General features: G+C 62.2%; 27 protein-coding genes, 1 tRNA gene and 1 pseudogene. 14 read left to right on the top strand and 15 right to left on the bottom strand.

Annotated elements, in window-relative coordinates:
* The 4 genes and pseudogenes from exaC to AC1DD5_RS02225 all read left to right on the top strand — a co-directional run.
* Positions 1 to 1,479 (top strand): annotated as a pseudogene (gene exaC, locus AC1DD5_RS02210) (acetaldehyde dehydrogenase ExaC); the annotation flags it as partial.
* 33 nt (positions 1,480 to 1,512) lie between these two features.
* Positions 1,513 to 2,535 carry an alcohol dehydrogenase AdhP gene (gene adhP, locus AC1DD5_RS02215; protein ID WP_477519604.1) on the top strand — a complete coding sequence of 341 codons (1,023 nt, stop codon included), beginning with the start codon at positions 1,513 to 1,515 and terminating at the stop codon, positions 2,533 to 2,535.
* Positions 2,535 to 2,969, top strand: a complete 435-nt coding sequence (locus AC1DD5_RS02220; RefSeq protein ID WP_477519605.1) for a DUF779 domain-containing protein — start codon at positions 2,535 to 2,537, stop codon at positions 2,967 to 2,969. Before adhP ends, AC1DD5_RS02220 begins: the two co-directional genes overlap by 1 nt.
* Before the next feature lie 156 nt (positions 2,970 to 3,125).
* The gene (locus AC1DD5_RS02225) at positions 3,126 to 4,682 is read left to right on the top strand and encodes an amino acid permease (RefSeq protein WP_477520509.1); all 1,557 of its coding nucleotides are present in this window, start codon (positions 3,126 to 3,128) and stop codon (positions 4,680 to 4,682) included.
* Positions 4,683 to 4,841: 159 nt separating this feature from the next.
* Here AC1DD5_RS02225 and AC1DD5_RS02230 read toward each other — a convergent pair whose 3' ends face one another.
* The 4 genes from AC1DD5_RS02230 to AC1DD5_RS02245 all read right to left on the bottom strand — a co-directional run bounded on the left by AC1DD5_RS02230 (position 4,842) and on the right by AC1DD5_RS02245 (position 8,416).
* Positions 4,842 to 5,477 (bottom strand): DUF2461 domain-containing protein, encoded by a 636-nt coding sequence (locus tag AC1DD5_RS02230; RefSeq protein WP_477520510.1) that lies wholly within the window; start codon positions 5,475 to 5,477, stop codon positions 4,842 to 4,844.
* 132 nt (positions 5,478 to 5,609) lie between these two features.
* Complete coding sequence (locus tag AC1DD5_RS02235; protein WP_477519608.1) at positions 5,610 to 7,091, bottom strand: catalase; 1,482 nt, start codon at positions 7,089 to 7,091, stop codon at positions 5,610 to 5,612.
* A gap of 14 nt (positions 7,092 to 7,105) precedes the next feature.
* The gene (locus AC1DD5_RS02240) at positions 7,106 to 7,585 is read right to left on the bottom strand and encodes a Fur family transcriptional regulator (RefSeq protein ID WP_224088431.1); all 480 of its coding nucleotides are present in this window, start codon (positions 7,583 to 7,585) and stop codon (positions 7,106 to 7,108) included.
* 30 nt (positions 7,586 to 7,615) lie between these two features.
* Positions 7,616 to 8,416 carry a hypothetical protein gene (locus AC1DD5_RS02245; protein ID WP_477520511.1) on the bottom strand — a complete coding sequence of 267 codons (801 nt, stop codon included), beginning with the start codon at positions 8,414 to 8,416 and terminating at the stop codon, positions 7,616 to 7,618.
* Between the two features lie 116 nt (positions 8,417 to 8,532).
* Between AC1DD5_RS02245 and AC1DD5_RS02250 the strand changes: the two genes are divergently transcribed.
* On the top strand, positions 8,533 to 9,804 hold the full coding sequence (locus AC1DD5_RS02250; protein WP_477520512.1) for an MFS transporter: 1,272 nt from the start codon (positions 8,533 to 8,535) through the stop codon (positions 9,802 to 9,804).
* A gap of 225 nt (positions 9,805 to 10,029) precedes the next feature.
* On the top strand, positions 10,030 to 10,899 hold the full coding sequence (gene htpX / locus AC1DD5_RS02255) for a zinc metalloprotease HtpX (protein ID WP_477520513.1): 870 nt from the start codon (positions 10,030 to 10,032) through the stop codon (positions 10,897 to 10,899).
* A gap of 127 nt (positions 10,900 to 11,026) precedes the next feature.
* Here htpX and efeB read toward each other — a convergent pair whose 3' ends face one another.
* The 4 genes from efeB to AC1DD5_RS02275 form a co-directional block, all read right to left on the bottom strand.
* Positions 11,027 to 12,397, bottom strand: coding sequence for an iron uptake transporter deferrochelatase/peroxidase subunit (efeB, locus tag AC1DD5_RS02260; RefSeq protein WP_477520514.1), 1,371 nt, complete (start codon positions 12,395 to 12,397; stop codon positions 11,027 to 11,029).
* 65 nt (positions 12,398 to 12,462) lie between these two features.
* The gene (efeO, locus tag AC1DD5_RS02265; protein WP_477520515.1) at positions 12,463 to 13,656 is read right to left on the bottom strand and encodes an iron uptake system protein EfeO; all 1,194 of its coding nucleotides are present in this window, start codon (positions 13,654 to 13,656) and stop codon (positions 12,463 to 12,465) included.
* A gap of 71 nt (positions 13,657 to 13,727) precedes the next feature.
* On the bottom strand, positions 13,728 to 14,588 hold the full coding sequence (gene efeU / locus AC1DD5_RS02270) for an iron uptake transporter permease EfeU (protein WP_477519614.1): 861 nt from the start codon (positions 14,586 to 14,588) through the stop codon (positions 13,728 to 13,730).
* Between the two features lie 208 nt (positions 14,589 to 14,796).
* The gene (locus AC1DD5_RS02275; RefSeq protein WP_018776783.1) at positions 14,797 to 15,288 is read right to left on the bottom strand and encodes a YajQ family cyclic di-GMP-binding protein; all 492 of its coding nucleotides are present in this window, start codon (positions 15,286 to 15,288) and stop codon (positions 14,797 to 14,799) included.
* Positions 15,289 to 15,467: 179 nt separating this feature from the next.
* On the opposite strand from AC1DD5_RS02275, the gene AC1DD5_RS02280 reads away from it, so the two are divergent.
* Complete coding sequence (locus tag AC1DD5_RS02280; RefSeq protein ID WP_216925007.1) at positions 15,468 to 15,734, top strand: hypothetical protein; 267 nt, start codon at positions 15,468 to 15,470, stop codon at positions 15,732 to 15,734.
* A gap of 127 nt (positions 15,735 to 15,861) precedes the next feature.
* Positions 15,862 to 15,943 (top strand) — tRNA-Tyr (locus tag AC1DD5_RS02285).
* A 219-nt stretch (positions 15,944 to 16,162) separates the two neighbouring features.
* On the opposite strand, the gene AC1DD5_RS02290 is transcribed toward AC1DD5_RS02285, so the two are convergent.
* Positions 16,163 to 16,384: a hypothetical protein gene (locus AC1DD5_RS02290; protein WP_477519615.1), complete on the bottom strand. Its 222-nt coding sequence runs from the start codon at positions 16,382 to 16,384 to the stop codon at positions 16,163 to 16,165.
* A gap of 179 nt (positions 16,385 to 16,563) precedes the next feature.
* Between AC1DD5_RS02290 and AC1DD5_RS02295 the strand changes: the two genes are divergently transcribed.
* On the top strand, positions 16,564 to 17,109 hold the full coding sequence (locus tag AC1DD5_RS02295; protein WP_477519616.1) for an acyl-CoA thioesterase: 546 nt from the start codon (positions 16,564 to 16,566) through the stop codon (positions 17,107 to 17,109).
* Positions 17,110 to 17,115: 6 nt separating this feature from the next.
* Here the strand turns inward: AC1DD5_RS02295 and AC1DD5_RS02300 are convergent, their stop codons facing one another.
* The 4 genes from AC1DD5_RS02300 to AC1DD5_RS02315 all read right to left on the bottom strand — a co-directional run bounded on the left by AC1DD5_RS02300 (position 17,116) and on the right by AC1DD5_RS02315 (position 20,128).
* The gene (locus AC1DD5_RS02300; RefSeq protein ID WP_477520516.1) at positions 17,116 to 17,916 is read right to left on the bottom strand and encodes an ABC transporter permease subunit; all 801 of its coding nucleotides are present in this window, start codon (positions 17,914 to 17,916) and stop codon (positions 17,116 to 17,118) included.
* Complete coding sequence (locus AC1DD5_RS02305) at positions 17,909 to 18,925, bottom strand: ABC transporter ATP-binding protein (protein WP_477520517.1); 1,017 nt, start codon at positions 18,923 to 18,925, stop codon at positions 17,909 to 17,911. The genes AC1DD5_RS02300 and AC1DD5_RS02305 overlap by 8 nt, the downstream gene beginning before the upstream one ends.
* Complete coding sequence (locus AC1DD5_RS02310) at positions 18,922 to 19,599, bottom strand: TetR/AcrR family transcriptional regulator (RefSeq protein ID WP_477520518.1); 678 nt, start codon at positions 19,597 to 19,599, stop codon at positions 18,922 to 18,924. The genes AC1DD5_RS02305 and AC1DD5_RS02310 overlap by 4 nt, the downstream gene beginning before the upstream one ends.
* Before the next feature lie 103 nt (positions 19,600 to 19,702).
* Positions 19,703 to 20,128: an ester cyclase gene (locus AC1DD5_RS02315; protein WP_477520519.1), complete on the bottom strand. Its 426-nt coding sequence runs from the start codon at positions 20,126 to 20,128 to the stop codon at positions 19,703 to 19,705.
* 305 nt (positions 20,129 to 20,433) lie between these two features.
* On the opposite strand from AC1DD5_RS02315, the gene AC1DD5_RS02320 reads away from it, so the two are divergent.
* Complete coding sequence (locus AC1DD5_RS02320) at positions 20,434 to 22,275, top strand: SGNH/GDSL hydrolase family protein (RefSeq protein WP_477520520.1); 1,842 nt, start codon at positions 20,434 to 20,436, stop codon at positions 22,273 to 22,275.
* 81 nt (positions 22,276 to 22,356) lie between these two features.
* Positions 22,357 to 22,734: a thioredoxin family protein gene (locus AC1DD5_RS02325; RefSeq protein ID WP_223946614.1), complete on the top strand. Its 378-nt coding sequence runs from the start codon at positions 22,357 to 22,359 to the stop codon at positions 22,732 to 22,734.
* 137 nt (positions 22,735 to 22,871) lie between these two features.
* On the opposite strand, the gene AC1DD5_RS02330 is transcribed toward AC1DD5_RS02325, so the two are convergent.
* Entirely contained in the window at positions 22,872 to 23,150 is a 279-nt protein-coding gene (locus tag AC1DD5_RS02330) for a putative quinol monooxygenase (RefSeq protein ID WP_216925016.1), read from the bottom strand.
* Positions 23,151 to 23,233: 83 nt separating this feature from the next.
* Between AC1DD5_RS02330 and AC1DD5_RS02335 the strand changes: the two genes are divergently transcribed.
* The 3 genes from AC1DD5_RS02335 (at position 23,234) to AC1DD5_RS02345 (ending at position 25,936) form a co-directional block, all read left to right on the top strand.
* Positions 23,234 to 24,910, top strand: a complete 1,677-nt coding sequence (locus AC1DD5_RS02335) for an AMP-binding protein (RefSeq protein WP_477520521.1) — start codon at positions 23,234 to 23,236, stop codon at positions 24,908 to 24,910.
* Between the two features lie 131 nt (positions 24,911 to 25,041).
* The gene (locus tag AC1DD5_RS02340) at positions 25,042 to 25,164 is read left to right on the top strand and encodes a hypothetical protein (protein ID WP_477519623.1); all 123 of its coding nucleotides are present in this window, start codon (positions 25,042 to 25,044) and stop codon (positions 25,162 to 25,164) included.
* 211 nt (positions 25,165 to 25,375) lie between these two features.
* On the top strand, positions 25,376 to 25,936 hold the full coding sequence (locus AC1DD5_RS02345) for a hypothetical protein (RefSeq protein WP_477519624.1): 561 nt from the start codon (positions 25,376 to 25,378) through the stop codon (positions 25,934 to 25,936).
* 67 nt (positions 25,937 to 26,003) lie between these two features.
* Here the strand turns inward: AC1DD5_RS02345 and AC1DD5_RS02350 are convergent, their stop codons facing one another.
* Positions 26,004 to 26,975: a DNA-3-methyladenine glycosylase family protein gene (locus tag AC1DD5_RS02350; protein WP_477519625.1), complete on the bottom strand. Its 972-nt coding sequence runs from the start codon at positions 26,973 to 26,975 to the stop codon at positions 26,004 to 26,006.
* Between the last annotated feature and the right edge of the window lie 8 nt (positions 26,976 to 26,983).

A 26,983-nucleotide genomic window follows, 5' to 3' on the forward strand; every position in this document is an offset into this window, starting at 1 on the left:
TTCACCCACCGGTACGAGAACTGGATTGGCGGGGAGTGGGTTGCTCCCGTCAAGGGCGCCTACTTCGAAAACATCACGCCCGTCACAGGCAAGGCTTTCTGCGAAGTTGCCCGTGGCACGTCCGAGGACATCGAACTGGCACTCGACGCCGCGCACAAGGTCGCGCCTTCATGGGGCAAAACGTCAGCCACGGAACGCGCCGCGATTCTGAACAAGATCGCGGACCGCATAGACGAGAACGTAGAGCTGCTCGCGGTTGCCGAGACGTGGGACAACGGCAAGCCCGTCCGGGAGACACTCAACGCGGACATTCCCCTGGCAGCCGATCACTTCCGCTACTTCGCCTCCGCTGTCCGTGCCCAGGAGGGCCACCTTTCGCAGCTCGATGAGGACACCACCGCCTACCACTTCAAGGAACCGTTGGGCGTGGTGGGCCAGATCATCCCCTGGAACTTCCCCATCCTCATGGCCGTGTGGAAGCTGGCCCCCGCGCTTGCCGCAGGTAACGCCGTCGTGCTTAAGCCAGCCGAGCAGACGCCAACATCGATCCTGGTACTGATGGAATTGATCGGCGACCTGCTGCCCGCGGGTGTAGTGAACGTGGTCAATGGTTTCGGCGTGGAAGCCGGAAAGCCGCTGGCTTCCAGCCCCCGTATCCGCAAGATCGCCTTCACGGGCGAGACCACCACGGGCCGGCTTATCAGCCAGTACGCGTCCAACAACCTCATCCCGGTCACGCTGGAACTTGGCGGCAAGAGCCCCAACATTTTCTTCGACGACGTCGCAGCCCAGAACGACGCTTTCTACGACAAAGCACAGGAAGGCTTCACGCTCTTCGCCTTCAACCAGGGCGAGGTCTGCACCTGCCCGTCACGTGCTTTGGTCCAGGAGGGGATTTACGACTCCTTCATGGCTGACGTCGTAGCCCGCACCAACAAGATCATCCAGGGCAACCCTCTGGACACGGAAACCCAGATCGGTGCCCAGGCTTCCAACGACCAACTGGAGAAGATCCTCTCCTACATCGACATTGGAAAGCAGGAGGGCGCCAAGGTCCTCACGGGCGGCGCACGGGCAGAGCTTTCCGGAGCCTTTGCCGGCGGCTACTACGTCCAGCCCACGATTTTCGAAGGCCACAACCGGATGCGGATCTTCCAGGAGGAGATCTTCGGCCCTGTGGTCTCCGTGACCAGGTTCAGCGACTACAACGACGCCATCGGCATCGCCAATGACACCCTGTATGGCCTGGGTGCCGGCGTTTGGTCGCGCAACGGAAATGTCGCCTACCGCGCGGGCCGGGAAATCCAAGCCGGCCGCGTGTGGGTCAATAACTACCACGCCTACCCGGCCGGTGCGGCCTTCGGTGGCTACAAGTCCTCAGGCATTGGCCGTGAAAACCACGCCATGATGCTGGACCACTACCAGCAGACCAAGAACCTGTTGGTCAGCTACAACGAGAACAAACTCGGCTTCTTCTAAACCCTTATGTTCATCGATCAAAGGAGATCGTCAATGTCGACAACCATGCAAGCAGCAGTAGTTACTGAGTTCGGAACCGACCTTAAGGTCATGGACGTGGAAAGGCCGACGCCGGGTCCCGGCCAAGCGCTGGTGCGCCTGATCACGTCGGGGGTATGTCATACCGACTTGCACGCCGCCGAAGGTGACTGGCCGGTCAAACCAACACCTCCGTTCATTCCCGGCCATGAGGGAGTGGGTGAAGTGGTGGCCCTGGGCGAAGGGGTAACGGACGTTGCCGTGGGCGATCTTGTTGGCAACGCCTGGCTGTGGTCTGCCTGCGGAGATTGCCAGTACTGCCGTACTGGGTGGGAAACGCTGTGCGAGTCCCAACAGAACGGTGGCTACAGTGTGGACGGCTCGTTTGGCGAGTACATGTTGGTGGATACGCGTTTTGCAGCCCGCATCCCGGAGGGCTCGGATCCCGTGGAGGTTGCTCCGGTTTTGTGTGCTGGAGTCACCGTCTACAAGGGCTTGAAGATGACCGAAGCCAGGCCTGGCCAGTGGGTCACGATCTCCGGAATCGGCGGATTGGGACACATTGCCGTCCAGTATGCGGTAGCCATGGGACTTCGTGTGGCCGCCGTGGATATTGCCGACGACAAGCTGGCGTTGGCCAGGGAACACGGCGCTGAACTAACGGTCAATGCTCTGCATGAGGATCCAGCCGAGGTCATCCAGCGCGAAACTGGCGGCTGCCACGGTGTCCTGGTGACGGCCGTGCACCCTTCTGCCTTCGGGCAAGCAATCGGAATGGCCCGCCGTGGCGGAACCATCGTCTTCAACGGGCTTCCTCCGGGTGACTTCCCGGCGCCGATTTTCGAGATCGTCCTAAAGGGACTCACTGTCCGGGGATCGATTGTGGGCACCCGCCAGGATCTTGAGGAAGCGTTGGAGTTCTACGCACAAGGCAAGATCAAGCCAACGGTCTCCACCCGCGAGCTGTCCGAGGTCAACGCGGTCTTTGACGAGATGAAGCACGCCAAGATCGATGGCCGAGTGGTTCTGAAGTTCTGATGGACAACCCCGTGTTGGAAGCCGCGGTGACACTCTCCGGAGAGAACTTTTCCCGGGTGGCGCTCACCGCGGCCTCCGTCGAACTATTGCGGAAGCTCTGGGAGCAGCATGGGCCGCTCATGTTCCACCAATCGGGTGGGTGCTGCGACGGTTCCGCTCCCATGTGCTATCCGGCGGGGGAGTTCCTCACCGGTGATTCGGATGTCCTCCTGGGCCGGTTCGACCTCAATGCAGACTTCGCAACTGGAACTGGCCAGGAGCCAAAGCCTCTCGAGTTCTGGATGTCCAGGGAACAGTTCGCCTACTGGTCCCATACACATCTCACTGTTGACGTGGTCCCAGGCCGGGGAAGCGGCTTCTCTGTCGAGTCCCCGGAGGGGAAGCGGTTCCTGATCCGCTCCACGATCATGGACTGGGATGTCCCAGGTGTTTAGTGGTGTGACGGGGGCTACTCGCTTCCGTCACACCAGTCACATCAGTAACGCGGGCTCAGGGGCCGTCTCACTATCTGGGATAAATATGGCCGTCCACTCACCGGACACTATTCTTGATGAGTCCTATACCACCCCCATCCAGAATGTGGCATTTTTATGAACATTTTCAGGACCAAGTCGATCGAGCAGTCGATCGCCGACGCCGACGAGCCCGGGCGCAAGCTGAAGCGAAGCCTCAGTACCTGGGACCTGATGATTATGGGTGTCGCCGTCGCTGTCGGTGCCGGTATCTTCTCCGTTGGCGCCAAGGCTGCTGCAAACTTTGCCGGCCCGGCCGTCACCATCTCCTTTGCCATCGCAGCCGTCACGTGCGCCTTGGCCATTATGTGCTATGCCGAATTTGCCACGGCCATCCCCGTGGCAGGTTCGGCCTACGTGTTCACTTACGCCACCATGGGCGAGGTACTCGCGTGGATCATTGGATGGAACCTCATCCTCGAACTCTTTACTGCTGCCGCGGTGATCGCCAAGTACTGGGGCATCTACCTCAGCAAAGTCTTCGCCCTGATGGGCCTGGACATTCCGCCGTCGCTCAGCCTGGGCGGCGTTGACCTCTATTGGGGCGCCTTCCTCATTGTCGCGATCTTCACTGTGCTGCTGGTGCTGGGGACGAAGTTGTCCGCCCGCGTTGGCAACATCTTCACTTTGATCAAGATCGCAGTAGTGCTGTTCGTGATCGTTGTGGGCTTCAGCTACGTGAAATTCTCCAACTACACACCGTTCATTCCCGCCTCGGAGCCGACTACGGGCACAGGCGCCGCTGATGTCATGAAGCAGTCCTTCTTCGGCTTCCTGACCGGTGCTGCTCCTGCCCAGTACGGCACCTTGGGCATTTTCGCTGGTGCTGCCCTGGTGTTCTTCGCCTTCATTGGGTTTGACGTTGTTGCAACCTCCGCGGAAGAGGTCAAGAATCCGCAGAAGACACTGCCACGCGGTATCTTCGGCGGCCTGGCTGTGGTGACGTTGCTCTACATCCTGGTCTCCCTCGCGTTGACCGGCATGGTCTCCTACACCCAGCTGGCTGAGGAAAAGAACCCCACGCTGACTACAGCTTTCGAGGCCGTGGGCAACAACGACGCCGCCAAGGTCATTGCCTTTGGGTCCCTTGTGGGCCTGACCACGGTGATCATGGTGCTGCTCATGGGCCTTTCCCGTGTGGTGTTGGCCATGAGCCGCGACGGACTGCTGCCGCGGTCGCTGTCAAAGACCAGCGAGAAGCGCTCCACCCCTGCGCGCCTGCAGATCATCTGTGGCGCAGCAGTTGCCCTGGTGGCCGGATTGACCAATGTGGATCTCCTCGAGGAAATGATCAACATTGGAACGCTGTCAGCCTTTGTGATGGTCAGCCTGGGCATCCTGGTGCTGCGCAAGAAGCGTCCGGACCTCAAGCCTGCGTTCCGCGTCCCGTTCGGCAAGGTCTTGCCCTGGGTGTCCGCGATCCTGTGCGTCTACCTCATGACCAACCTGGCAGTCGAAACCTGGATCTTCTTCGCGATCTGGCTGGTCATTGGCATGGTCATCTACTTCTCCTACGGGCAACGCCACTCGCGGCTCAACGAGAAGTTCGCCGCAGCCAAGGCTGCCGTCAATGGCGGTTCTGCAACTACTGCGGTCACGGGCGACGAGGACGAAGACTCCTTTACCAAGGTCTAAACCAATCCCAGCTGCCTGTCAGACAGCTGGCTCGAATTATCATCGGAAGCGCTCGGGAGAATCAATTCCCGGGCGCTTTTGGTGTACCCAGTCGCTTTTGGCGTTCCTGGGCCGTCAACCCAGGGCACTGGGGACCGGACACCGTGAAAGGGGCAGGGACTACGGCGCAGCGTGTTTCCCCACCCAGTCCACAAGCGGCCTCAGCACTTCCCAGCGATCAGCGATCTCCTGTTTGGCTGACGGCGTGGAGAGCCATTCCGGTTCACCAACCTCAACCCCGGCCGACAAGGACTTGTGCTTCAGGAGCTCGGCGCGTGGATGATCTTTATCGAAGCCCCGCGGAATGGTCTTGAGCATCTCGCCTTGGATGGCGAAACCCGCTGCGGCAACTGAGTCCACAATCTGCTGCAATTCCCCTCCACTTTCAGGAGCGTCCACAGCGGCGCGGAAGCGTGCCAATTGCGCGGGAGTATATGAATGGCAGCCGCCGCCGATCAACAGACCATCGGCGCTGACCTGGAGGTAGAACCCCAGGCCTTCCTGTGACGCTGCGAAGGCGCCCTGGGCCGTTTTGTAGGGCGACTTGTCCTGGGAGAACCTGACGTCCCTGTTTGGCCGGAAGATCTTCGCTGGCCCGAACTCAGGCTCCAGCTCTGAAAGGAGGGCCGCCAGCGGCTCCTTGACGGCGGCGTCGTAAATGTCTTTGTGCTCCAACCACCACTCGCGGTTGTTGTTCTCTTCCAGTTCTTCGTAGAAGCGGAAGGCTGCGGATGGAATTCCCTCGAATGTGCTCATGGAAGGATCCTATGGACCATGGCACCAGCGCAGCCAGAGCCCGGCCGGCCTATGTGGAAAAACAAAGGAGAACACCCCGCTGCGGAGATCCGCAACGGGGTGTTCGACGGTAATTCTTACCGATCCGGACGCTTAGAGCTTGTTGGCTGCTTCGGCGTCAGAGGAGGCCTGGCCTGCACCGAGGTTGGCGCGCAGCTTGGCGCCGAGTTCGGCGTCAACGTTGGTCCAGTACTGGATGGCGCGTTCCTTGATGTCGGCGCTCTTCACGCCGCCCACGGCACCGGTGATGGTGTCCAGAAGGCGGGCCTTGGCAGCGTCGTCGTAGACCTCGCGGTACAGGGTACCGGCCTGGCCGAAGTCGCTGTCCTCGGAGTGCAGGGTGTGCGCGGAGAGCGTGAGCTCGCCGTCGTTCTCCCAGCCACCTGCCGGTGAAGTGGGCTCAACAGCAGCCGGGCCACCAACGGAGTTCGGTGCGTAGACCGGGGTGGTGGGGGCGTTGAACAGATAACGTCCGGCGCCGTCCTGGCTGTAGTTGTTGACCTGGTTCTTGGGCTGGTTCACCGGGATCTGGGCGTGGTTGGTACCCACGCGGTAGCGGTGTGCATCGGCGTAGGAGAAGATGCGGGCCTGCAGCATCTTGTCCGGCGAGGCAGCGATGCCCGGAACGAAGTTCGACGGCGCGAAGGTGGCCTGCTCGATCTGCGCGAAGTAGTTCTCCGGGTTCTTGTTCAGCTCCATCGTGCCCACGTGGATCAGCGGGTAGTCCGCGTGAGGCCAGACCTTGGTGAGGTCGAACGGGTTGAAGCGGTACGTCTTGGCGTCCTCGTAGGGCATGACCTGGACGTGCAGTTCCCAGGAGGGGAAGTTGCCGGCTTCGATGTTCTCGGAGAGGTCGCGGATGTAGAAGTCTGCATCCGAGCCTGCCAGCTGCTCAGCCTGGTCGCCGGTGATGGTCTTGACGCCCTGGTTGGACTTGAAGTGGTACTTGACCCAGAAGCGCTCACCAGCGGCGTTGATCCACTGGTAGGTGTGCGAGCCGTAGCCCTGCATTTCACGCCAGGAAGCCGGCAGGCCACGGTCGCCCATGAGCCAGGTGACCTGGTGTGCGGATTCGGGGGAGAGGGTCCAGAAGTCCCACTGCATGTCAGCGTCACGCAGGTGGGTACCCGGGAGGCGCTTCTGGGAGTGGATGAAGTCTGGGAACTTGATGCCGTCGCGGATGAAGAACACCGGCGTGTTGTTGCCCACGAGGTCGTAGTTGCCCTCGGAGGTGTAGAACTTCACGGCGAAACCGCGCGGGTCGCGCCAAGTGTCGGGAGAACCATTCTCGCCGGCAACGGAGGAGAAACGGATCAGCATGTCCGTGTCGACGCCCGGCTGCAGGAACGCGGCCTTGGTGTAGGCCGATACGTCCGAGGTGGTCTTGAAGGTACCGAAAGCGCCGCCACCCTTGGCGTGCACTACACGCTCCGGGACCCGCTCGCGGTTGAACTGCGCAAGCTTTTCCACCAGGTAGTGGTCGGTCAGGATGATGGCACCGTCGGCGCCGACGGACTTGGAGTGCGCGTCGGAAGTAACGGGGGCACCTGACTGGGTTGTTGAAATAGCAGTCATTGTTCTCCTTGTTCTTATTTTTGAGTTACGGACGTTTGTTTGGGGAGCTGTTGTTTTGCCTGGCAATCCTGGCAGATGCCCTGATAGAGGACGTCTGCGATCTGGATGGTCATTGGCTTGGAATTTTCATCCCAGTGCGGGGTGAGGCACGGTGCGTGTCCCACGGCGCAGTCCACGTCTTCCACGCGACCGCAACTGATGCAGACGGCGTGGTGGTGGTTGTCGCCCACCCGGGTTTCGTAGAGCGCCGGGGAGTGCGGGGGTTCAAAGCGGCGCAGCATCTGCAAATCCGTGAGGTCGCTGAGCACCACGTAAACGGACTGCGCCGTCAGTTCAGGAAGCTCTTTGCGGGCGGCGGCAAGGATGCCTTCTGCCGGGGAGTGCGGATGGTGCTGGACCGCGGCCAGCACTGCCAGCCGCTGTTTGGTCACACGCCTGCCGTGGGCATGCAGGGCACTGGCCCATGCTTCCTGGTCGGCTGTGTGATCGGTCATGCACTCATTGAACCACTTATTTTGAGCAGTTCACAATAAGGCACGGCTAACTTCCGGCAAATTAAACAAATCCACCATCGGATTGTCCTGTTCCGCGGCAGATCGACCCACCGCGTGGATGCGGAGGGCTGAACCCGGATTCCCGCCCTCGACAGCCACGCAGCTGAAGCCAGTGAGTCCACTGGTCAGCGGCAGCGCATCCAGGGCGCTCCCCATGGCAACGAGTTCCCCGGGAACGAGATTGGAAATCGAAGCCGCCGCGCTGGCGGGCTCAATCACGCTGTGATGGCGGTCTGCGTCAACCGTCGCGACCAAGGGAGTCGGCATGGGCACCTGAACGGGTACGACGCCGGACATGGCCACAGGCGCGGACCCCACCTGCCCGGTGGGTGCTTTTGCGATGGTGGCGGCACCAAGACCCAGCGAATCCCGGATCCGCGTATCCACGATGTCCAGGCTGTCCTCAGGCTCGGGAACGCGATGGTGGGCCGGCAGCGCGAGTTGGCGTCCCGGCGTCGTGCTTTCCGCCTCCCAACGAGCGAACAGGTGGAACGTGGGTGTGGAAGACTCAGCCACCGGCTCGCCGACAGCCGAACCCAACGGGTGCCACCGATGGGCGAACATCACAGCGAACCGCTTCGCATCAAGGACGTCGTCCAATGCTGCCCGGGCGAGGTTGTGGCAGAACAACCAGTCGGCCGCTGAGGATTCCGTAAATTCCGTGGAGGGGTCCGCGAGCCGTATCAGTACGTGCCCGGCCGTCAAAGGGTGGCGCGGCCTGGCAATTTCCCAGATGCCCGAGCGGAACAGCAATCGTCGCGACAAGACCATGTGGACTCCTTCCCCCGGGTGAGCCTACCAACCAGTGCGTTACGGCGGGAGACGCGTTATTCAAGCGAAGCGGGCAACGACGTCACTGGGTTCGCTTGGGTCGCTAGGGTGGCTAGGTGGCGAAACTACTGGCAGACATCACCCCGATCAAGGAGAGCGTGGCCTTCCGGCGGCTTTGGCTTGGGGCTTCGGTGGCTGCCATCGGTACCCAGCTCACGTTGGTGGCCGTCAGCCTGGAGGTTTACCGTCTGACCCAGGAGAGCTTCTATGTAGGCCTTCTGGGTATCTTCGCGCTGGTTCCGCTGGTCATCACCGGACTATACGGCGGCTCTATCTCCGATGCCTACGATCGCCGCAAAGTAGCGCTGATCGCATCACTGGTGCTTTGGGCCAGCACCGCCGGTTTGGCACTGCAGGCGTGGCTGGAGATCGGCAACATCTCGTTGTTGTACGCATTGGTTGCCATCCAAAGTGGTGCACAAGGCATCAACGGTCCAGCCCGAAGCGCCATCATTCCGCTCCTTGTCCGGAAGGACCTGCTCCCGGCGGCGAACGCCTTGAGCATGCTGACGTTCGGCCTGTCCATGACCGCCGGGCCGCTCCTGGCGGGCGTGCTGGTGGCCACGATCGGTTTCGGATGGACTTACACGATCGATGTCATCAGTTTCACCTTTGCCCTGTGGGGCCTCGCCAAACTCCCGCCGCTGCCACCGTCAAAGGAGGCCGTCCGGCCCGGGCTTCGCTCCGTAGTGGAGGGCTTCCGGTTCCTAGGTACGCGGCCCAATGTCCGGATGACCTTCATCATCGACCTCATCGCCATGATCTGCGCCCAACCCCGTGCCCTGATGCCTGCAATTGGGGCAGTCATGATTGGCGGCGGTGAAACAACGGTGGGCGTGCTGCTGGCATCTACCGCCGTGGGCGCCTTCCTGGCCGGACTGTTTTCCGGTCCCCTCGGCAGGGTGAGGCGCCAAGGCAGCGCAGTGGTGTGGTCGGTGGTCGGATGGGGCGCCTCGATTGCAGCCTTTGGAGTGGTGGTGTTGCTGGCTGGAGATTCGGGCCGCGAGGGCGTAACGCCCTGGCTCCTTCCTGCGGCGTTGTGTTGTGCGCTGGCGGGGATTTCGGATTCTGTCAGCGCGGTCTTCCGGACCACCATCCTCCAGTCCGCGACGCCCGATCACCTGCGCGGACGGCTGCAGGGAGTGTTCATCGTGGTGGTCGCCGGAGGTCCCCGCGTGGGAGACATGCTGGCTGGCGGGGTCACACAATTCCTCAGCGAAGGCGGAGTGCTGCTGATGGGCGGCATCGTCTGCATTGTCTTGGCCTGGCTGGCTTCGCGCCTGCAGCCGGGCTTCGTCGCGTACGATGCGAAGCATCCGGTGCCGTAGCCAGCGGGGCATGATTCAGACGGGGCGGTGCCACCCCAAGAGTAGCGGGCAGCTAAGAGGTCGACGCCGGGCCAAGAGTCGGTGCCAGCCCAAAGGTGTGGCGGCCGGTAGGTGTCCCAGTTACGGAACACGGCGACCGCCGTCGGCGTTAATCCAAACAGAACCATTCACGAGCCAACGTCCAAACAGAACCATTCACGAGCCAACGAAAGTGAAAGAACAACCGTGCACAAACACAACAATGGACTCAAGACCGCAGCACTTTTCGGTGTGCTGTGGGCGGTGCTGTTGGGTTTGGGCGCCATTATCGGGGCCGGCACGCGCAGCACCACGCCCATCTGGATCTTTGCCCTGATCGGGGTGGCCACCACCGCCTACGGCTACTGGAACAGCGACAAGATCGCCATCCGCTCCATGGCCGCCTATCCCGTCACCGAAGCCCAAGCCCCGCAGCTGTACCAGATTGTCCGGGAGCTTTCGGTGCGGGCAAACAAGCCCATGCCGCGGATTTACCTCTCGCCCACCATGACGCCCAACGCCTTCGCTACCGGACGCAGTCCCAAGAACGCCGCTGTCTGCTGCACCGAGGGAATCCTGCATGTCCTTGATGCCCGCGAGCTCCGGGGTGTCCTGGGCCATGAGCTCATGCACGTGTACAACCGTGACATCCTGACGTCGTCCGTGGCTGCCGCCGTCGCGGGCGTGATCACGTCCGTGGGGCAGATGTTGTTGTTCTTCGGCGGAGGGGACAGGCGCAACGCCAACCCGATCGCGATGATTGCCATGGCACTGCTGGCCCCGTTCGCGGCCTCCCTGATCCAAATGGCGATCTCCCGCACCTGCGAGTACGACGCCGATGAGGACGGGGCGGAGCTGACCGGCGATCCGCTGGCGCTCGCCTCAGCCCTGCGCAAGATCGAGTCCGGGGTTTCCCAGCTCCCGCTCCCACAGGATCAACGGTTGGTGAACGCCTCACACCTCATGATCGCGAACCCGTTCCGCGGCGGTGGCATGCGGCGCCTCTTCTCTACACATCCGCCGATGAAGGAGCGCATCACCAGGCTTGAGCGGATGGCCGGCCGGCCGCTTTCCTAAGGACGCGGCTTTCCTAAGGACGGGGCTTTCGCAAGGACGGGGCTTTCGCAAGGCCTAAAACGTCGTGAACCCGCTATTCCGTGGGGGGCCAACAACGGAATAGCGGGTTCACCACGTCATAGAGGAATCAGCCGAAAAGTCCTTCGCCGATGAAGCCGCCCTGCTGGATCCCAGGAGGCACGGCGAAAAGGCCCGAGCCGGTATGTTTCAGGTATTCCACGGATAAGGTATCGCCCTTGGCCAGAGCCATCTGCATGGGAACGTAGTGGGTCCGCGGATCCTTGACGAACGCGATGAAGAACAGCCCTGCGTCCAGATGCCCGAGTCCGTCTGAGCCGTCGGTGAAGTTGTAGCCGCGGCGAAGCATCCGCACACCCCCGTTCTGGTCCGGGTGGGCCAGACGGACGTGCGAGTCCAAGGGGATGAGTGGATCACCGTTCCGGCCAGCGAGCTTGAAATCGGGCGCCGTGAACTCTTCGCCACCGGACAGCGGCGCTCCCACGCCCTTCGTCCGCCCGATCAGGCCTTCCTGCTCGCGCAGGGACGTCCTGTCCCAAATCTCGATGTGCATCTGGATCCTGCGCGCCACTAGGTAGCTGCCGCCCCTCATCCACTCTTCCTTTGACGAAGCTGGAGAACCTACCCAGACGTGCTCGTCGAGGAGGGCGTTGTCTTCAACCTTGAGGTTGTTGGTGCCGTCCTTGAAGCCAAAGAGGTTGCGGGGCGTCACCTGCGCCCGGGACGTGGATGACGTGCGGCCAAAGCCCAATTGCGACCAGCGGACCCGCACCTTTCCGAAGCCGATGCGCGCAAGGTTACGGATGGCGTGGACGGCCACTTGGGGGTCGTCGGCGCATGCCTGCACCACGATGTCGCCACCGGTACGACCAGCTTGAAGGTCGTCGCCCGGGAAATGCGGGAGGTCGATCAAGGCTTCGGGCCTGCGTCCCTCCAAACCAAAGCGCACCTTGCCGTTCTTCTCAAACAGCCCTGCGCCGAAACCGAACGTCAACGTCAATTGCGCGGCGGCCAGGTCCAGCGCCTCACCAGTGTCTTCCGGCGGGGCTTCGTAAGGGCCGTCGACGGCGCCAGTCGCACCCGTGGTGCGGCCCGCTGTCATGGCCTCAGCCGCAGCAGTCCAGTCCTTCAGGAGCTTGATCAGCTCTTTCCGGTCCTCCGTGGTGACGTCAAAGGCAGCCATGTGCAGACGGTCCTGGGCGGGGGTGGTGATGCCAGCCTGGTGCTCGCCGAAAAAGGGAACAACAGCATCCCCCGCGTCGGATTCGGCAGCCGATGCAGCACCAGCCGTGACCAGGTCATGGCCCAGGAAACCTGCGGCGATGCCAGCCACTGCGCCAGCGCCGCCCACTCCGGCCAGGGAAAGAAGGCCCCGGCGGGACAGGCGGGAGGTGCCAGCGGTAGCCGACGCACCGCCGTCGGACGTCGCCGTGGAACGTACGACGCCGGTGGCCTCGCCTGGGCGGGCGGAATCGTTCACATCCAGTGGCTGTCCGGCACCTGGAGTTTCGGGGGCTTCGCCGGTGTGCCCGTAGGGGCAGCCGCTCACAGCACGACGGCCGAGGTGAGCTTGGACAGCGGTTCGCCCAAGGAATCGACCAGCGCGGCGAGCTGCTGGATCTGATCCTGGCTCAGCTCGTTGTAGTAGGAGAAGCCATCGCCCTTGGCGTGCTTCTTCAGCTCGGCTTGGAGGGCTGTGAACTTCTCGTCCAAGGACTTGGCAAGCTCGGCGTCTTTTTGCTCCAAGGCCGGCTTCAGGCTCTCGAAGGCGATGCGGGCGCCGTCCACGTTGGCCTGGAAATCCCAGAGGTCGGTGTGGGACCAGATCTCTTCCTCGCCCGTCACCTTACCGGTAGCAACCTCATCGAGGAGTTCCTTGGCGCCGTTGCCCAGCTTGTCTGCCGTCAACTCCACCGTGCGGGTACGCGTTGCGAGGTCCGCAGTATCTGCAACCAGTTGAGCGGAAATCGCGGTTCGTTCGGCCGGCGTCATGGCGGTGTAGTCCGCAGGCGGGAACAAGTCCTTCTCGGCGCGGTGCCAGCCGGTCCACTCCTGGCCAGGCTCGAGATCGGCCTCGCGTGCATCCAGCTTGGGATCGAGATCGCCAAACGATTCGGCAACGGGCTCGATCCGCTCCCAGTGCATGCGGGTCGCGGCATAGAGCTCACGGGCCTTGGCGGCGTCACCAGCTGCGAAGGCGTCTGCAAAGGCCTTGGTGCCCGTGACGAGTTGCTCCGTTTGGTCCTTCGCATATGCGGCGTACTGCTGGGAGCCCGTCTCAAGAAGCTTTTGGAAATCGGCGTCCGCGCTCGGCTTGTTTCCGGATTCCGTGACCTCGAACGAAGCCCGGATGCCGTCGCCCTGCATACCTGGCTTGCAGGCGGTGTTGTATTTGCCTGCAGGAGCCGTGAGCACCAGGTTCCGCGTAATTCCAGGCCCGATGTTCTCCACTTCACCGATGATCCGCAAACCGTCCTCGGCCAACAGGTAGAACTCGGTGACCTCGGTGCCTTCGTTCTTCACGGCAAACGTCAGGTTGCCGCTGGGTGCAGTGCCTGTGGAGACCTTGCATTCATTAGCGGTGCTGCTGACCTGGATCGGCCCATCCGTGGCCGCCGTGGTTTTCGCATTGTCAGTGCAGCCCACCAGAACCATGGGGACGGCGGCGGCTGCGCCGATGACGGTGAGGGTCCTGCGAAGCTTCGGGGAAGTGGACGTGGACAGGAACGTGCCAAGCATGGGGGTCCTTTGTGTTGGGGGAAGGCGCGGGGTGCGAGGGCTGCGCGTCGAGTTGGAGAGGCTCTGGGTTCTTACTGCTGCAGGGCGACTGCCGGGTTGGCGGCGGGCGTCTTCGCTGCTGCCGCCGGAGGATGGGAGCGATTGGCCCGGATGTACAGGAACAGGACCGGGATGACATACAGCAGCCAGGCTGCCGCTTCCAGCCAGGTGGTGGCCGGGGAGAAGTTCAGTGTGCCCTTCAGCAAAGTCCCGTACCAGGACGACGGCGGAACGGCGGCTGAGAGGTCGAAGGCCAGGCTATGCAGGCCGGGAAGGATGCCGGCTTCCTGGAGATCGTGGATGCCATAAGCAAGGACGCCCCCGGCAATAACGATGAGTCCCACTCCCGTCCAGGTGAAGAAGCGGCCTAGGTTGACCTTGAGGACTCCGCGGTGCAGCAAGTATCCGAGTCCGGCAGCCGTCAGGAGGCCAAGCAGGGCGCCAAGGAGGGGGAACGTGGTTTCGCCGGTGGCTTGCGCTGCCGCCCAAATGAAGAGTGCGGTTTCGAGTCCTTCGCGGCCGACGGCAAGTGCCGCAACCAGCACAAGGCCCCATGCGGCGCCGTCGGCCGCTTTGTCCACGTGGGACCGGAGGTCGCCTCCGAGGCTGCGGGCGGTGCGCGCCATCCAGAAGACCATCCAGGTCACGAGGCCTACGGCAACAATGGACAGCCCTCCGCCGATCGCTTCCTGGGCCTCGAAGGTGAGGCCCCGCGGGCCGAAAGTAAGAAGGGCGCCGAAAGCGAGGGAGATGGCAATGGCCAGCCCGACGCCGGTCCAGAGCCGGGGGAGCAGGGACTGCCGGCCGGTCTTGATGAGGTAGGCCATCAGGAGGACCACGATGAGCGAGGCCTCGAGGCCCTCACGCAGGCCTATCAGGAAGTTGGCGGTCATGTGCGTTTCTTTCACTCAGGGTAGCCATACTTAGGCTTGCCTAATGAAGAAGAATACTGCCCTGCGGTGATTACGCAAAAATTTTGTGCGCTAATGTCTCCGGCCATTACGACAATAGACGGACCCGGGCAATAAAAAACCGGAGTCCAGCGCCCTGAGCGGCGCCGGACCCCGGCTTTTATGACGCTGGCTGTGCAGCGTCGGCAGCCTAGCTGCGGAAGTTCACGAACTGGAGGTCTGCCTCTTCGAACTTCTTGAGGATGTTCATGGTTTCCTGCAGGTCATCGCGGGACTTGGAGGTGACGCGAAGCTCGTCGCCCTGAATCTGGGACTTGACGGACTTGGGGGCTTCGTCGCGGATGATCTTGTTGATCTTCTTCGCGATGTCCTGCGCGATGCCCTCCTTGATGGTGCACTCAAGCCGGAATTCCTTGCCGGAGGGGTAAGGTTCGCCCTGGTCCAGGGACTTCAGGGAGATGCCACGCTTGATGAGCTTGGACTGGAAGACGTCCAGGACGGCGAGGACGCGATCCTCGGAGTTGGCCTTCATGAGGATCTTTTCGCCACTGAAGTCAATCTCCGCGCCGACTCCCTTGAAGTCGTAGCGCTGCGCGATTTCCTTCTGGGACTGGTTGAGCGCGTTGGCGACCTCTTGCTTGTCTACCTTGCTGACGACGTCGAATGTTGATTCGCCTGCCATGACTCTCCTTAGGTTGGGGGCCCCGTAAGGGCGGTTTGTCTGCCATCCAGCCTAGTACGGAAGGCGGGGGATGGGGCCGTGGATAACTTTCACAGTTCGCTCACAGCACATGCTTGGTTGGAACCGAGGTGGATGTTTGAGAGTTGTACCAGTTGGAAGAGCCCACCCCGGAGGTAAGCATGAGCCACAAGGCCGTCCACTACGTCACGAAATCCGCATCCGCGGCAGCTGGTTCGATCGGTACGGCAGCAGCAGCCGCGGCGAGTGCGGTAGCAGCGGTGACTGTGGCGGCGTCGATCGTCCTGAGCCCGGTGCCGGATGCGGCTTCGCGGATGGACGGCGTGCACGCCGATCTGCAGCGTGCGGTGGAGCTCAACCAAATCACGGCCGAGCAAGCAGAAAAGTTTGAAGCGAAACTGGCTGGCCGGATCCTCGGAGAAGCCTGAAATACCGGCCATTCCGGCGTGTCCGCCCTCGATTAGATTCTTGGCCGGAAGTTCTGTAAGGTTATCTCTGCCTTCGGTTACCGGATCGAAAGAACCGGTCTCCGGAAGTGATCTTCTTTTGAAGTTCGGCAGATTACCCGAGCGGCCAAAGGGGGCTGACTGTAAATCAGCTGGCAACGCCTACGGGGGTTCGAATCCCTCATCTGCCACCCAAAGGGAAATCCCCGGAACCAACAGGTTCCGGGGATTTTTCGTATGATCAGGGGATAGGGCTGCCGCCGACGGCTGTGGATGTCGGGCCGAGCTTGTGCGGCTACCACCCACTTTGATTCAGCCAGCCGGGAGGCACGCCGCAGACAACGGCGCGTCGTCCGATAGGAGTGTTCAAAGGTGGTGGTGACGGTGGGGGCCAGCCGCCGAAAAAGGGGTTAGGCCGCAGGAGTCTCCAGCCAGTATCCGTCCATGTGGTGAACCAGCTGCCGGCCCAGACCGCCTTTGAGCTGCACCCAGAGTGTGCTGCGGTCATCGGTCATGCCGTCGATGCTTCCTTCGATGCGATTGCCCCGGGCGTCCCGGAGTACGACGTCCTGATGGCGGGCGAGGTCGGGCCAGACGTCTGCGTGCGGCTTGGTGCTTTGCAAAGTGCTCAAGGGGTCTCCCTGGTGATGAGTCGATGTTTCCGGGTTTCAGATATTGTGCACGGGATGGATGAACTGGCGGTAAACGTTTGTGCAATCGTTGGACATAAAGCGATGGATGTACTAGACACTGCGTCCACTATGCGGTCTGCCTATTCCCAGTGAAGTTACTCGCGGGTAACATTGCTCGCATGCATTTGCTTCTCCGCACCCTCATGCTGCTGTTCACCTCATCCAAGCGTTCACCTTTGGGTGCTTGGGAAACGTCCTCGCTGCCCCTGCGCGTTCTGCCGACGGACATCGACATCGCGATGCACGTGAACAACGGTATGTATTTCTCCTTGATGGACCTTGGCCGTTTCGACCTCATGGTTCGCAGCGGTATCTGGAAAAAGATGCGCCGACGCGGCTGGAGTCCCGTGGCTGCCGGAGAGACCATCGCTTTCCGCAAGTCATTGCAACTGTGGCAGCGCTACACCATCGAAACGCGCATCATCGGACTGGACACCAAAGCCATCTACTTTGAGCAGCGCATGGTGGTGGACGGTGAGATCTACGCTCGCGCCCACATCGCAACCCGCTTGGTCAACAAGGGGAAGCCGGTAACGCAGGAGGAGATCATTGCTGAGTTCGGTGCGCCACCGGCTGATCTGGAATTGCCGGAGTGGATCCATGAGTGGCGCGAAAACAATGCACTCCCAGGAGCGCGCCGGCCAGCTCCGCATGAGTGGGCTTAAGGATAACTAAACGCCGACGTCCCGCCGCTGAAGTGCAACCGCGCCCAGTGCGATAAGCGCCGCGGAAATACCCAGCAAGCCTGCCGCGGCTCCCCAATCAGCACCGTTCGTTACGGGTGAATTGCCGTACGCCCAGTGGTACGGCGAAAGGTTCAGCAGCCAGTCGACGTCGGGGCTTTGCCTCCCAACAGCGTTGAAGACATAGCCGAGGACGGCCACGGCGGCACCCGCCGCAATCGCATAAACCTTCCGTCCCGTCAGCGCACCTACGCACAGCGCCGCTGTTCCGCTCAGCAGTGCCAAAGCGGCAAACAGCACTACCGCACCGAAGAGATGCCCGACGTCGATATCCAGTTTCGAGGGCCCGTTCAGCACCAGCACCAGCAGGAAGACCAAGGCTGAAAGGATCACGACGCGCACTACGAGTGCCAGGGCGCGTTCAAGGACCACCTGGATTCGGGTCACGCTATGGGCCAAGGTCAATTCCAACAGCCCAGACTCCTCGTCCCCGCCGACTGCCGCCGCGCCCCAACCGACGGAGGCCATGGACATCAGCAGGAAACCGATCAACCCGAAAAGGGTGGCCTGGGTATAGCCAGGTCCGGTGGCGATCTGGTCATAGTTCAGGGCCTTGGTCATCTCCTGGGGGAGTGCGTCGATCATTTGCTGCATTTGCGCGCTGCCACCGATGGACGGATACAGCGGCAGGTACAGCATGATCGCGGCCGTCAGTCCCAAGGCCCACGCGAGGGTGGACCGCCACGAGTCAGTCAAGGCTTTCGTGAAGAGGGGGAGGAACTTAGACATGGTGTGCTCCTTCCGTGTGGCTCAGGGATTTGTGTCCAGTTCCATTTCGCCCGTTTCCTCCGTGCCCGTTTCCGTTGCCCGCATAGTGCCCCGTGTAGAGAGTCAGCACAGCTTCCTCCAAATCCGGTTCCTCCAGGACGAGGTCTGTGAGGTTCAGCCGAGCCAGCTCCTGCACCAGTGGCTGGACCTGCCCCGAGAGCGTCGCCGTTGCTTCGACGGCGGCTTCCGCTGCGCTGTCACCAGGAAGCTTCCGCAGCACAACGTTGGCGACGCCGGGCACCCGCGCCAGCAGCGCCCCGACGTCGTGCGTTTCTGCGCCCGCCGCGTTGAACCGCAACTGCCGTACGGCCGCGTTCCTGAGGGCTTCAACGGTAGAGATCGTCACTATGCCGCCGTCGCGGAGGATAGCTACGGCGTCGGCGGCCTGCTGGACCTCGCTCAGCACGTGTGAGCTGAGGAAGACCGTGGCGCCATCGTCCACCACTTCGCGGACCAGTGAATGGAATTCCTGTTGGACCAGGGGATCCAGGCCGCTGGTTGGTTCATCGAGCACCAGGAGCTCGGGGCGGTGCATGAACGCCTGCAGGAGGCCGAGCTTCTGCTTGTTCCCTTTGGAGAGCTTGCGGGTCTGCCGGTCCAAATCCAGGTCCAGCCGTTCTGCCAACTCGTTGACATATTTGGGCTGTACCGGCCCGCTGATGGCCTCGAAGTGCTCAAGCATGCGCCGGCCCGTGGTTCGGTTCTCCAAGTGGAGTTCGCCGGGGAGGTAACCGATCCTGCGGCGGAGTCCGATTCCGGCGTGGCGCGGATCCTGGCCCAAGACTGAAATGGTTCCCGCGCTTGGCCGGATGATATCCAGCAGGCAGCGCATGGTGGTGGTTTTGCCCGCCCCGTTCGGTCCAATGACGCCGAAGACGGTTCCCGGTTCAACGGCGAAATCGAGTCCGTGGAGGACCTCGCGCTGGCCGAACTTCTTGCGCAACCCCTCGACGACGATTGCCTGGGTCACGGGGCATGCTCCCTTCCTTGGTTGATGGTGTCTTGCTGCAGGGCGTCGCGGGCCGAGTCCAGGAACCGCGAATCCGCGTAGAAGCCGTTGGTGTAGATGTCCAGCGCGGGGATGGTCAGTTGCCGCAGCAGTTCCGGTCCTATGCCGTGCGGTTCTGTCACGTCCGCTCCCAGCGCCCGTGAGAGGTGCCTGCCGAGCATGAGCATCGAGAGGCTGTTTGAGGCGACGACGACGGCGGTGGACCGGACGTCGTCGAAGTCGCGGATGGTGCCGGCAGCGATTCCGGCCTCGATGATGTCCTGCGTCTGGCGCACCACGGCGTCGAAGAATGCGTCGCCGGCCTCGGATTCGTCACCCAGGGAGCGGCGAATGTAGGCGATCTCGCTGGCGTACTGGTCCGGGTGGTTGAGGTAGTTCTGGATCAATTGGCGTGCGGTGCCTGGGTCTGTTTTCTCCCTGCCCTGGCTGGCGGTCTGCGCGAGGACATGCTGGTCGCATGCTTCGCGCAGACCTGCCTTGCTGCCGAAATGGTGGATCACCAGCCCAGGGCTGACCCCAGCGGCAGAGGCGACGGCGCGGACGGTGGCAGGGCCGAAACCATCGCGGCCGAACAGTCCAATGGCGGCATCACGGATGCGTGCACGGGTGGTTAAATCCTCTGCGGTTAAACGCATGTTTCATACACTAAACACTTGTTCAATCGCTGGCAAGAGGCGCTGATTTACCCCCACTAATGCGAGGTTACTTGCGCGGACTTCGGAAGCTTCGCGGCTCGATTCACGCGCCTGGCATCTGAATAATCCCAAGCTGCTGCATCAGCGCGAGGTCGTCGCGATCGGACCAATGCTCCACGATCCTGCCGTCCTGAATTCTGTGGATGGCAACGGCGGTTTCGTCCAGTTGGGCGCCTGTAGCAGGCAGCGGACCGGGCAGCTCGCCTTCGTGTCGACCATGGGCGGTCAGCCTGGTAACTACCTTGTCGCCTTCGCAGATCTGATCCTCAATAACATGATGGCCCGGCGTTGCCTGGAGGAAAATGCGGAAGGCCTCCTTCAGTCCCTCCCGGCCAGCCGAGAGCCCGGGGAAAGGAGGGTGATGGTCCAGGTAGTCTTCAGCAACCAGATCGTCCATCGCTTCGATGTTGCCGGCATCGATCGCTTCGTAGAAGCGCCTAACCAGCGCTTTGTTATCCTCAGGCTCCACGTTCATTCCCTTCATTGAATGCGTGGCTGCCGGGCAAGAACTGGTCAGGCAAGAACTGGTCAGGGCAGGCAACGCAACCCGTCCCCAAGTCACCATGGGAGGCCAGTCTAGGACGAAGGGTCCGGCGATGACAGGGGTTCCCGTGACTCAGCGGAACGATGCCCGCCGGCCGGGGAACATAACGATGTGACACCAAACGCTGCGTCGTCGCTGCCTGAAGTGCCGCCGTCGAAGATACTGGCTTGACTGTCTTCGTGGGGGAGCAGTGACGGGGCCTTTGGGTCCGAAGATGCAGGGGTAGATAAGTGGGTTGTGCGGGGTCGGCTTCGAGGTCGAAGAAAAGCAAAATCGCCCGGTCAGCGGCGGCGCTGTTGTTGGTCCTTGGCCTACTTGGAACAGCGGTACCGGCGCAAGCGGTCCCGTCGGCGAGCATCAAGTTTCAGACTTCCAACCCTCCCGTCACAGGCGCCATCGGGCAGCTTTACAGCACCAGCACTTGGGCCCGAAGCGTTCTGATCCGGCCCACGGCAGCGGAGGAATGCTCCAGCACCGGTTGCGTGCAACGGTTCGTCGGTGGCGATATCGCTTGGTCGGCCCGCACGGGAGCCCGTGTGGTGGTCAATGGACCGGTCCGCAACGCTTGGTGGGAAGCCGATGGCCCCGCGGGCTATCACGGCTATCCCACAACAGACACTGTAAGCGGCCTGCGCAATGGTGGTTCCAAGCAACTCTTCGAACGGGGAGCCATCAGTTTCTCGCCAGCTACTGGTGCCCAACGCACCACGGGATCCATCCATTTGGCGTGGGGGAGGACGGGTTTTGAGGCCGGTTTCCTCGGATACCCGGCCGGCAGTGAACACACCGGGCTGCTCGACGGCGGCGTCTACCAGGTCTTCGAGCGCGGCTTTATTGTGTGGTCCCCGACGACTGGGGCACATCCTTCCATGGGCGCCATACGTGAGCGCTGGCGCCAATCCGGGCTGGAAAGCGGCGAGTTTGGCTATCCCACTACAGATGAAGCGACCGGACTGCGTAATGGTGGCTCATCACAGCAGTACCAGCACGGAACCATCATCTGGTCGCCCGCCACGGGCGCGCGGGCCCTGACGGGAGCCATCCGGAGCTACTGGTCCGCGACTGGAGGCCAGAACGGTGCCTTGGGATATCCGATCAGCGAGGAATACCGTCAGGACAACTTCGTCTACCAACTCTTCCAGAGCGGCACGGTCTACTGGTCGGCGGCCACTGGCGCGCATTCAACCACCCACGGCGACGTCCACAACCGCTACGTCTCCCTGGGTGGAGCTGCCGGCCAATTGGGCTTGCCCCTCACGGACAAGCTTCCGCGGGCCGGGGGTCTGGTGCAGCAGTTCGTCAACGGCTGGATTGTTTGGGGCCCTGCAACGGGAGCGCGGATTGTGGGACACCCCACATACAAAGTGTGGTCCATCAATCCGGGCGAGTTCGGCTGGCCGGTTCGCGATACCTGGTCCGATGCCCGGGGCTCCCACGTCGCCTTCCAAAAGTTGGAAACCATCTGGAATGAATCCACGCAGGAGCTGTATTCAGCGGAAGCAGTGGACGCCTCCACGGTGGTCTTCCTTGGCGACTCGCAGCTGGACCTTGACTCATGGGGTGAACAGGGCGCCCGCGCCGCTGGCTATACCCGACAAGTGGTCCGAAGCATTGGTGGCATCGGATACGTTTCGGGGAGCCCGGCGGTGGGTGGCAATTCAGCGACGGATGCCGTACTCCTGGACCGGATCCTCCTACCCCAAGGGAACCCCGGACTGGTGGTGGTGACTCTTGGTGGAAACGACGCGCGGATTTTTGCCACCGATGCAGCGATCCTGTCCCAGGCGAACCGGCTGTGGGATGAACTGCGCCGCAAGTATCCCCGCAGCACGATCCTCATCACGGGGGTTCTTTCCCGCAATGACGCCAGCCATTTCCAACGTCGCTGGGTGGACGGGCTCTTGACCCGCGAAGCTGCTGTCCGGGGCTGGCCACGCATCTCGATGGCGGGGACAGCGACTATCGCCGGAGCTACCTGGAATTATCTTGATGACGTCCATTTAAACCAGACCGGACACAACAAGGTGGCCCCGCTCAACGCGTCCGCGCTCAAGTACGTACTGGGCAAGTAGCCGTTTATTCCCGGTGACGCGGGAAGCGAACAACGCCCCTCTCCACGGGACTTAGCGAGCGGGGTCGCGTACCGTGGAATCATGGCTACAGTTGACATCACTGGAGAACAGTTCGCATCGACCATCGAGGGCAATGACATTGTCCTGGTGGATTTCTGGGCTGCCTGGTGCGCCCCGTGCCGGCAGTTTGCGCCCACCTATGGGGCAGCTTCGGAGAAGCACCCGGACGTGGTCTTCGCGAAGGTAGACACCGAGGCTGAGCAGCAGCTCGCCGCCGAAGCCGGGATTACGTCCATCCCGACGCTCATGGCCTTCCGCGAGAAAGTGCTTGTCTTCTCGCAGCCGGGTGCCCTCAACGGCCCGCAGCTGGAGCAGGTCATCGAGGCCGTGAAGGGCCTGGACATGGAAGAAGTCCACGCCCACGTGGCCAAGGCGCGTGCCGAGGCCCAGGAAAGCTAGACCACCCCGGCGAAACCGCCGGAACAGCATCGAGGTCGCCGGAAAATTCCGGCGACCTCGATGCTTTAAGGCGTTCCCGCAGTTTTGCGGCGATTTCGCTGAGCTGGTGTGGGGAGCTGAGCCAGTGCTGGGAGAGGCTAGAGCCGTTCGAGCTTGACCGGCTCAGCCAGCAAGGCGCTGAGGGACTCGTTCAGGTCCTGCACTGCAATGCCCTTGGAGTGCTTCTCCAGAGCCTCTTCCGATTCCCAGCGCTCTGTGAGCACCAGCTTCTCCTCAGTGGCTTCGGTCAGTTCATAACGGATGCAGCCGGGCTCGTTGACGACCTCGTCGATCGCGATTTCCAGGGCGAGCTTCACGCGGAAGAATTCGCCGTCGTTGGGGATGAACGTGGCCTGCAGGTCGATGGGTGCACTCATGGATTCAACCCTACCGGGAGGACACGGAGCCGATTGTCCACTTTACGGTTCTGTTGCGCGCACTGACTTGGTAGCGTTCGGTCATGCTGTCCTACACCGCCGGAGACACTGACGTCCCGCTGCTCGAAGAGACCATCGGTGCCAATTTTGAACGCATCGCAGCGCAGTTTCCACTCAGGGACGCGCTGATAGAAGCCGCTGCCACACCTGGCGGAGACGCCCGTCGGTGGAGCTACGAAAAGCTTAACGACGACGTCGATCACCTCGCCCGCGCGCTCCTCGCCCTGGGGGTGGAGAAAGGCGAGCGCATCGGCATCTGGAGCCCGAACTGTGCGGAGTGGACCATCCTGCAGTACGCCACGGCAAAGATCGGAGCCGTGCTGGTCAACGTCAACCCGGCTTATCGCAGGCACGAACTGGAGTTCGTGGTCAAGCAGAACGGCATGCGGATGCTTGTGGCTGCGCCCTCTGACAAAAACAGCGATTACGTGGGCATGGCCAGGGAGACTGCGGATGCCTGCCCAGAACTCACGGAGATCGTCTTCCTGCCCGGAAACCCGGTGGCGGGCCTCACGGCGGGTGTCCCCGAGGCCGGCCACGAACTGACGTACGCCGAGCTCCTGACCCGGGCGGACGGCGTCGGGCCTTCTGCACTACGGGACCGTATGGCCGAACTGGATCCGCACGATGCCATCAACCTTCAATACACATCGGGCACCACGGGATTCCCGAAGGGTGCGACCCTCACCCACCACAACATCCTCAACAACGGCCACTCGATCGGCCGACTCCTGGGCTATACGGAAAACGACCGCGTGGTGATTCCGGTGCCGTTCTATCACTGCTTCGGAATGGTGATCGGGAACCTGAATGCCCTGAGTTTCGGGGCGGCAACCATCATCCCAAGCAGAGGATTCAACCCTTCCGCGGCGTTGGAAGCTGTGCAGGACTTTGGCGGCACTTCACTTTATGGCGTGCCCACCATGTTCATCGCCGAACTCGTGCTGCCCGACTTCGCCACGTTCGATCTCTCCACGCTCAGGACGGGTGTCATGGCGGGGTCGTTGTGCCCCATAGAGGTGATGCGCCGGGTCATCGATGAGATGCACATGGTGGATGTGGCCATTTGCTATGGCATGACGGAGACTTCACCGGTGTCCACCATGACCCGGGCGGGGGACACACTGGAGCACAGGACCAGCACAGTGGGCAGGACCATGCCGCACCTTGAGAGCCGCATTGTGGACCCGGGTACGGGTGAAGTGGTGGAGCGCGGCGTCATTGGCGAGCTGTGCACGCGCGGCTACGCGGTGATGCAGGGCTATTGGGGCCAGTCGGACAAGACGGCCGAGGCCATTGACGCCGAGGGCTGGATGCATACGGGCGACCTCGCGCGAATGGACGAGGACGGGTATCTGGTGATCGAAGGCCGGATCAAGGACATGGTGATCCGCGGTGGCGAGAACATTTATCCCCGCGAGATTGAGGAGTTCCTGTACCTGCATCCGTCCATCCAGGACGTGCAGGTGATTGGGGTTCCGGACGCCAAATATGGGGAAGAGCTTATGGCCTGCATCATCCTCAAACCGGGAGCGGAAACCCTGACCGCGGAGGACATCGCCGAGTACTGCAGTGGCAAGCTGGCGCACTACAAGATTCCCAAATACGTGGATGTCCGCGAGAGCTTCCCGATGACCGTCTCGGGCAAGGTCCGGAAGGTGGACATGCGCCAGGAAGCGGTCTCCCGCCTCCACCTCTAAAGCAACGCGGGGTCACTTATGGCCCATGTTGACGCCTCTAAAGGGCCATAAGTGACCCCGCGTTGCCTTGTCAGTAGGTGGACCTGTGGATAACTCAATTTCCTAGGCCTCCAGCCGACAGACTGGACTGCATGGTTCGCATCAATCCTTTGCCGGACGGGCTCGGCGCCCGGCCGTTCACCGTCTATGAGTCCCGTACCCTGGGCGTCGCGACCAAACGCCTGAGGGCCAAGGACCTGGCCAACGGGACGTGAGATTGAATTGCTGGAACGGGCGAGGGTTCTGGCCGCCGCAACACCGGGCGCCTGGGTTTCGCACGAGACCGCTGCGCTTTTGACTGGGCTGGGGCTTCCGCCCTGGATGGGCAACGAGGAGACAATCCACCTCAGCAAGCCACATCAACTGCCGCGCGTTCGCAGGACCGGAGTGAGAGGTCACAGAGTTCGGGTTTTCCCTGGCGAGGTTGTGAATTATCAGGGAGTCCCGATCTCGGTGCGGCCCCGGACCTGGTTGGACCTGGCCACGGAATTGCCTCTTCCCTATGTCATTGCGATGGGCGATCAGCTGATCCGCCGCCCTCGACCAGCCTTCGAATCACGGTCCGAACCCTATGCTTACCCCTCGGGGCTTCGGCTGTTGATTCGACAACACCCCAACCTCCAAGGGGTGGAAAAGGCCCGCCTGGCACTGGACGAAATGAGGGTGGGCGCAGATTCGTATCCAGAAACATTCCTGCGTTTGGCCATGCGGGATTCCGGCCTTCCGGAGCCGGAACTACAGCTGCAGTTGGACCTTCTGGATCCGCTATCACCCAGGGCCGACCTCGGGTACCGGCGGTTTCGCATCGCAGTACAGTACGACGGCGCCCATCACATGACGCGTGAACAGCAGTCCAGGGATAACCGCCGCGACGAGGCATTTCTCAGTGCTGGCTGGTCCTACTTCAAAGTCAATGCAGACGACCTCGCCGAAGGCTTCGCCGGCGTGATCTCCAGGATCAAGAAGGCGAAGCTCCGCGCAATGTAGGGCAACCCGGAGTCACTTATGGCCCTTTGGCGGAGCAAACATGGGCCACAAGTGACCCCGCGTTGCTTTAGTGGGCGCGGTGATCCTGGACGGTCATCCGTGGGCCGAAGGTCGGCTTCCGGAAGCCGCTGAGGTAAAGCATGCGGACCAGGCGCTGTCTTTGTCCCCGCCAAGGTTCCAGCAACTCCAGCATGCCGGCGTCGTCGATCTTCCGTCCCAGCAACGCATAGCCCACATAAGAGGCCAGGTGGTAGTCGCCCACGGAAATCGAGTCCGGGCAGCCGTGGGTCCGTTGGACTACCTCCGCGGCAGTCCAAACGCCGATTCCGGGAATGGTCTGCAGTTTGGCTCCGGCACGCGCTGGGTCAAGGCCAGCGAGACGTTCAAGCGCGACGGCGGATTGCAGCGCCCGCATCACTGTCGCCGAGCGTTGTGGCCCGACTCCCGCCTTATGCCACTCCCAGGATGGAACGGCCAACCATTGCCGCGCGGTGGGAGGCACGAGGAGCCCATCGGGGGCCTTGCCCGGCGCGCGTGTTCCGAACCGGTACATCAAGTACCGGTAGCCTCGCCTTGCCTCCAAGGTGGTGACCTTTTGCTCCAGAATGGTGGGCACCAGCGAGTCAACCAGCCGCCCAGTGGAGGGTAGCCGCAGTGCCAGGTTCCGGCGTCGTGCTTCAGTGACCAGGCGGGGGAGCGTTGCATGGAAGCCGGGTTCGTCAAACGCGGACCAGTCGTCGTCCGCGCCGAGGAGGCGGGGAACACCGACGATGGCGTCCTCCGCCCCGGGCCCCCAGGCCTGGGCGTCAACGAACGTATCCTCGCCCACTCCAGCCGCCGAGAGCCGCAGGGTCACAGACCCCGAAGGAGTGGTGAAGGCCATCCAGAAACCGTTGGGATGGGCCGCGAAAGAGGGGTCGGCATTGCCCCGCATCAGGGGAAACATGGTTTGGTCGAGCCTGTAGGAGGCGCCGGGGTGCCATCGTATGGAAGCGTCTGCCGCGGCCGCAACAAGGGGCGGGGCGTCTGCGATGGTCATGTTTTCAT

The sequence above is a fragment of the Paenarthrobacter sp. 10L420 genome, from assembly GCF_056395385.1.

Bases quoted from the DNA above. Each gene is read 5' to 3' on its own strand.
- AC1DD5_RS02275 (WP_018776783.1), bottom strand. From the start codon at position 15,288: ATGGCAGGCGAATCAACATTCGACGTCGTCAGCAAGGTAGACAAGCAA.
- AC1DD5_RS02245 (WP_477520511.1), bottom strand. From the start codon at position 8,416: ATGGTCTTGTCGCGACGATTGCTGTTCCGCTCGGGCATCTGGGAAATT.
- AC1DD5_RS02310 (WP_477520518.1), bottom strand. From the start codon at position 19,599: ATGCGTTTAACCGCAGAGGATTTAACCACCCGTGCACGCATCCGTGAT.
- AC1DD5_RS02225 (WP_477520509.1), top strand. From the start codon at position 3,126: ATGAACATTTTCAGGACCAAGTCGATCGAGCAGTCGATCGCCGACGCC.
- efeU (WP_477519614.1), bottom strand. From the start codon at position 14,588: ATGACCGCCAACTTCCTGATAGGCCTGCGTGAGGGCCTCGAGGCCTCG.
- AC1DD5_RS02340 (WP_477519623.1), top strand. From the start codon at position 25,042: ATGGTTCGCATCAATCCTTTGCCGGACGGGCTCGGCGCCCGGCCGTTC.
- AC1DD5_RS02230 (WP_477520510.1), bottom strand. From the start codon at position 5,477: ATGAGCACATTCGAGGGAATTCCATCCGCAGCCTTCCGCTTCTACGAA.
- AC1DD5_RS02330 (WP_216925016.1), bottom strand. From the start codon at position 23,150: ATGAGTGCACCCATCGACCTGCAGGCCACGTTCATCCCCAACGACGGC.
- AC1DD5_RS02280 (WP_216925007.1), top strand. From the start codon at position 15,468: ATGAGCCACAAGGCCGTCCACTACGTCACGAAATCCGCATCCGCGGCA.
- AC1DD5_RS02325 (WP_223946614.1), top strand. From the start codon at position 22,357: ATGGCTACAGTTGACATCACTGGAGAACAGTTCGCATCGACCATCGAG.
- AC1DD5_RS02240 (WP_224088431.1), bottom strand. From the start codon at position 7,585: ATGACCGATCACACAGCCGACCAGGAAGCATGGGCCAGTGCCCTGCAT.
- AC1DD5_RS02350 (WP_477519625.1), bottom strand. From the start codon at position 26,975: ATGACCATCGCAGACGCCCCGCCCCTTGTTGCGGCCGCGGCAGACGCT.
- AC1DD5_RS02300 (WP_477520516.1), bottom strand. From the start codon at position 17,916: ATGTCTAAGTTCCTCCCCCTCTTCACGAAAGCCTTGACTGACTCGTGG.
- AC1DD5_RS02335 (WP_477520521.1), top strand. From the start codon at position 23,234: ATGCTGTCCTACACCGCCGGAGACACTGACGTCCCGCTGCTCGAAGAG.
- adhP (WP_477519604.1), top strand. From the start codon at position 1,513: ATGTCGACAACCATGCAAGCAGCAGTAGTTACTGAGTTCGGAACCGAC.
- AC1DD5_RS02220 (WP_477519605.1), top strand. From the start codon at position 2,535: ATGGACAACCCCGTGTTGGAAGCCGCGGTGACACTCTCCGGAGAGAAC.
- AC1DD5_RS02235 (WP_477519608.1), bottom strand. From the start codon at position 7,091: ATGACTGCTATTTCAACAACCCAGTCAGGTGCCCCCGTTACTTCCGAC.
- efeO (WP_477520515.1), bottom strand. From the start codon at position 13,656: ATGCTTGGCACGTTCCTGTCCACGTCCACTTCCCCGAAGCTTCGCAGG.
- AC1DD5_RS02295 (WP_477519616.1), top strand. From the start codon at position 16,564: ATGCATTTGCTTCTCCGCACCCTCATGCTGCTGTTCACCTCATCCAAG.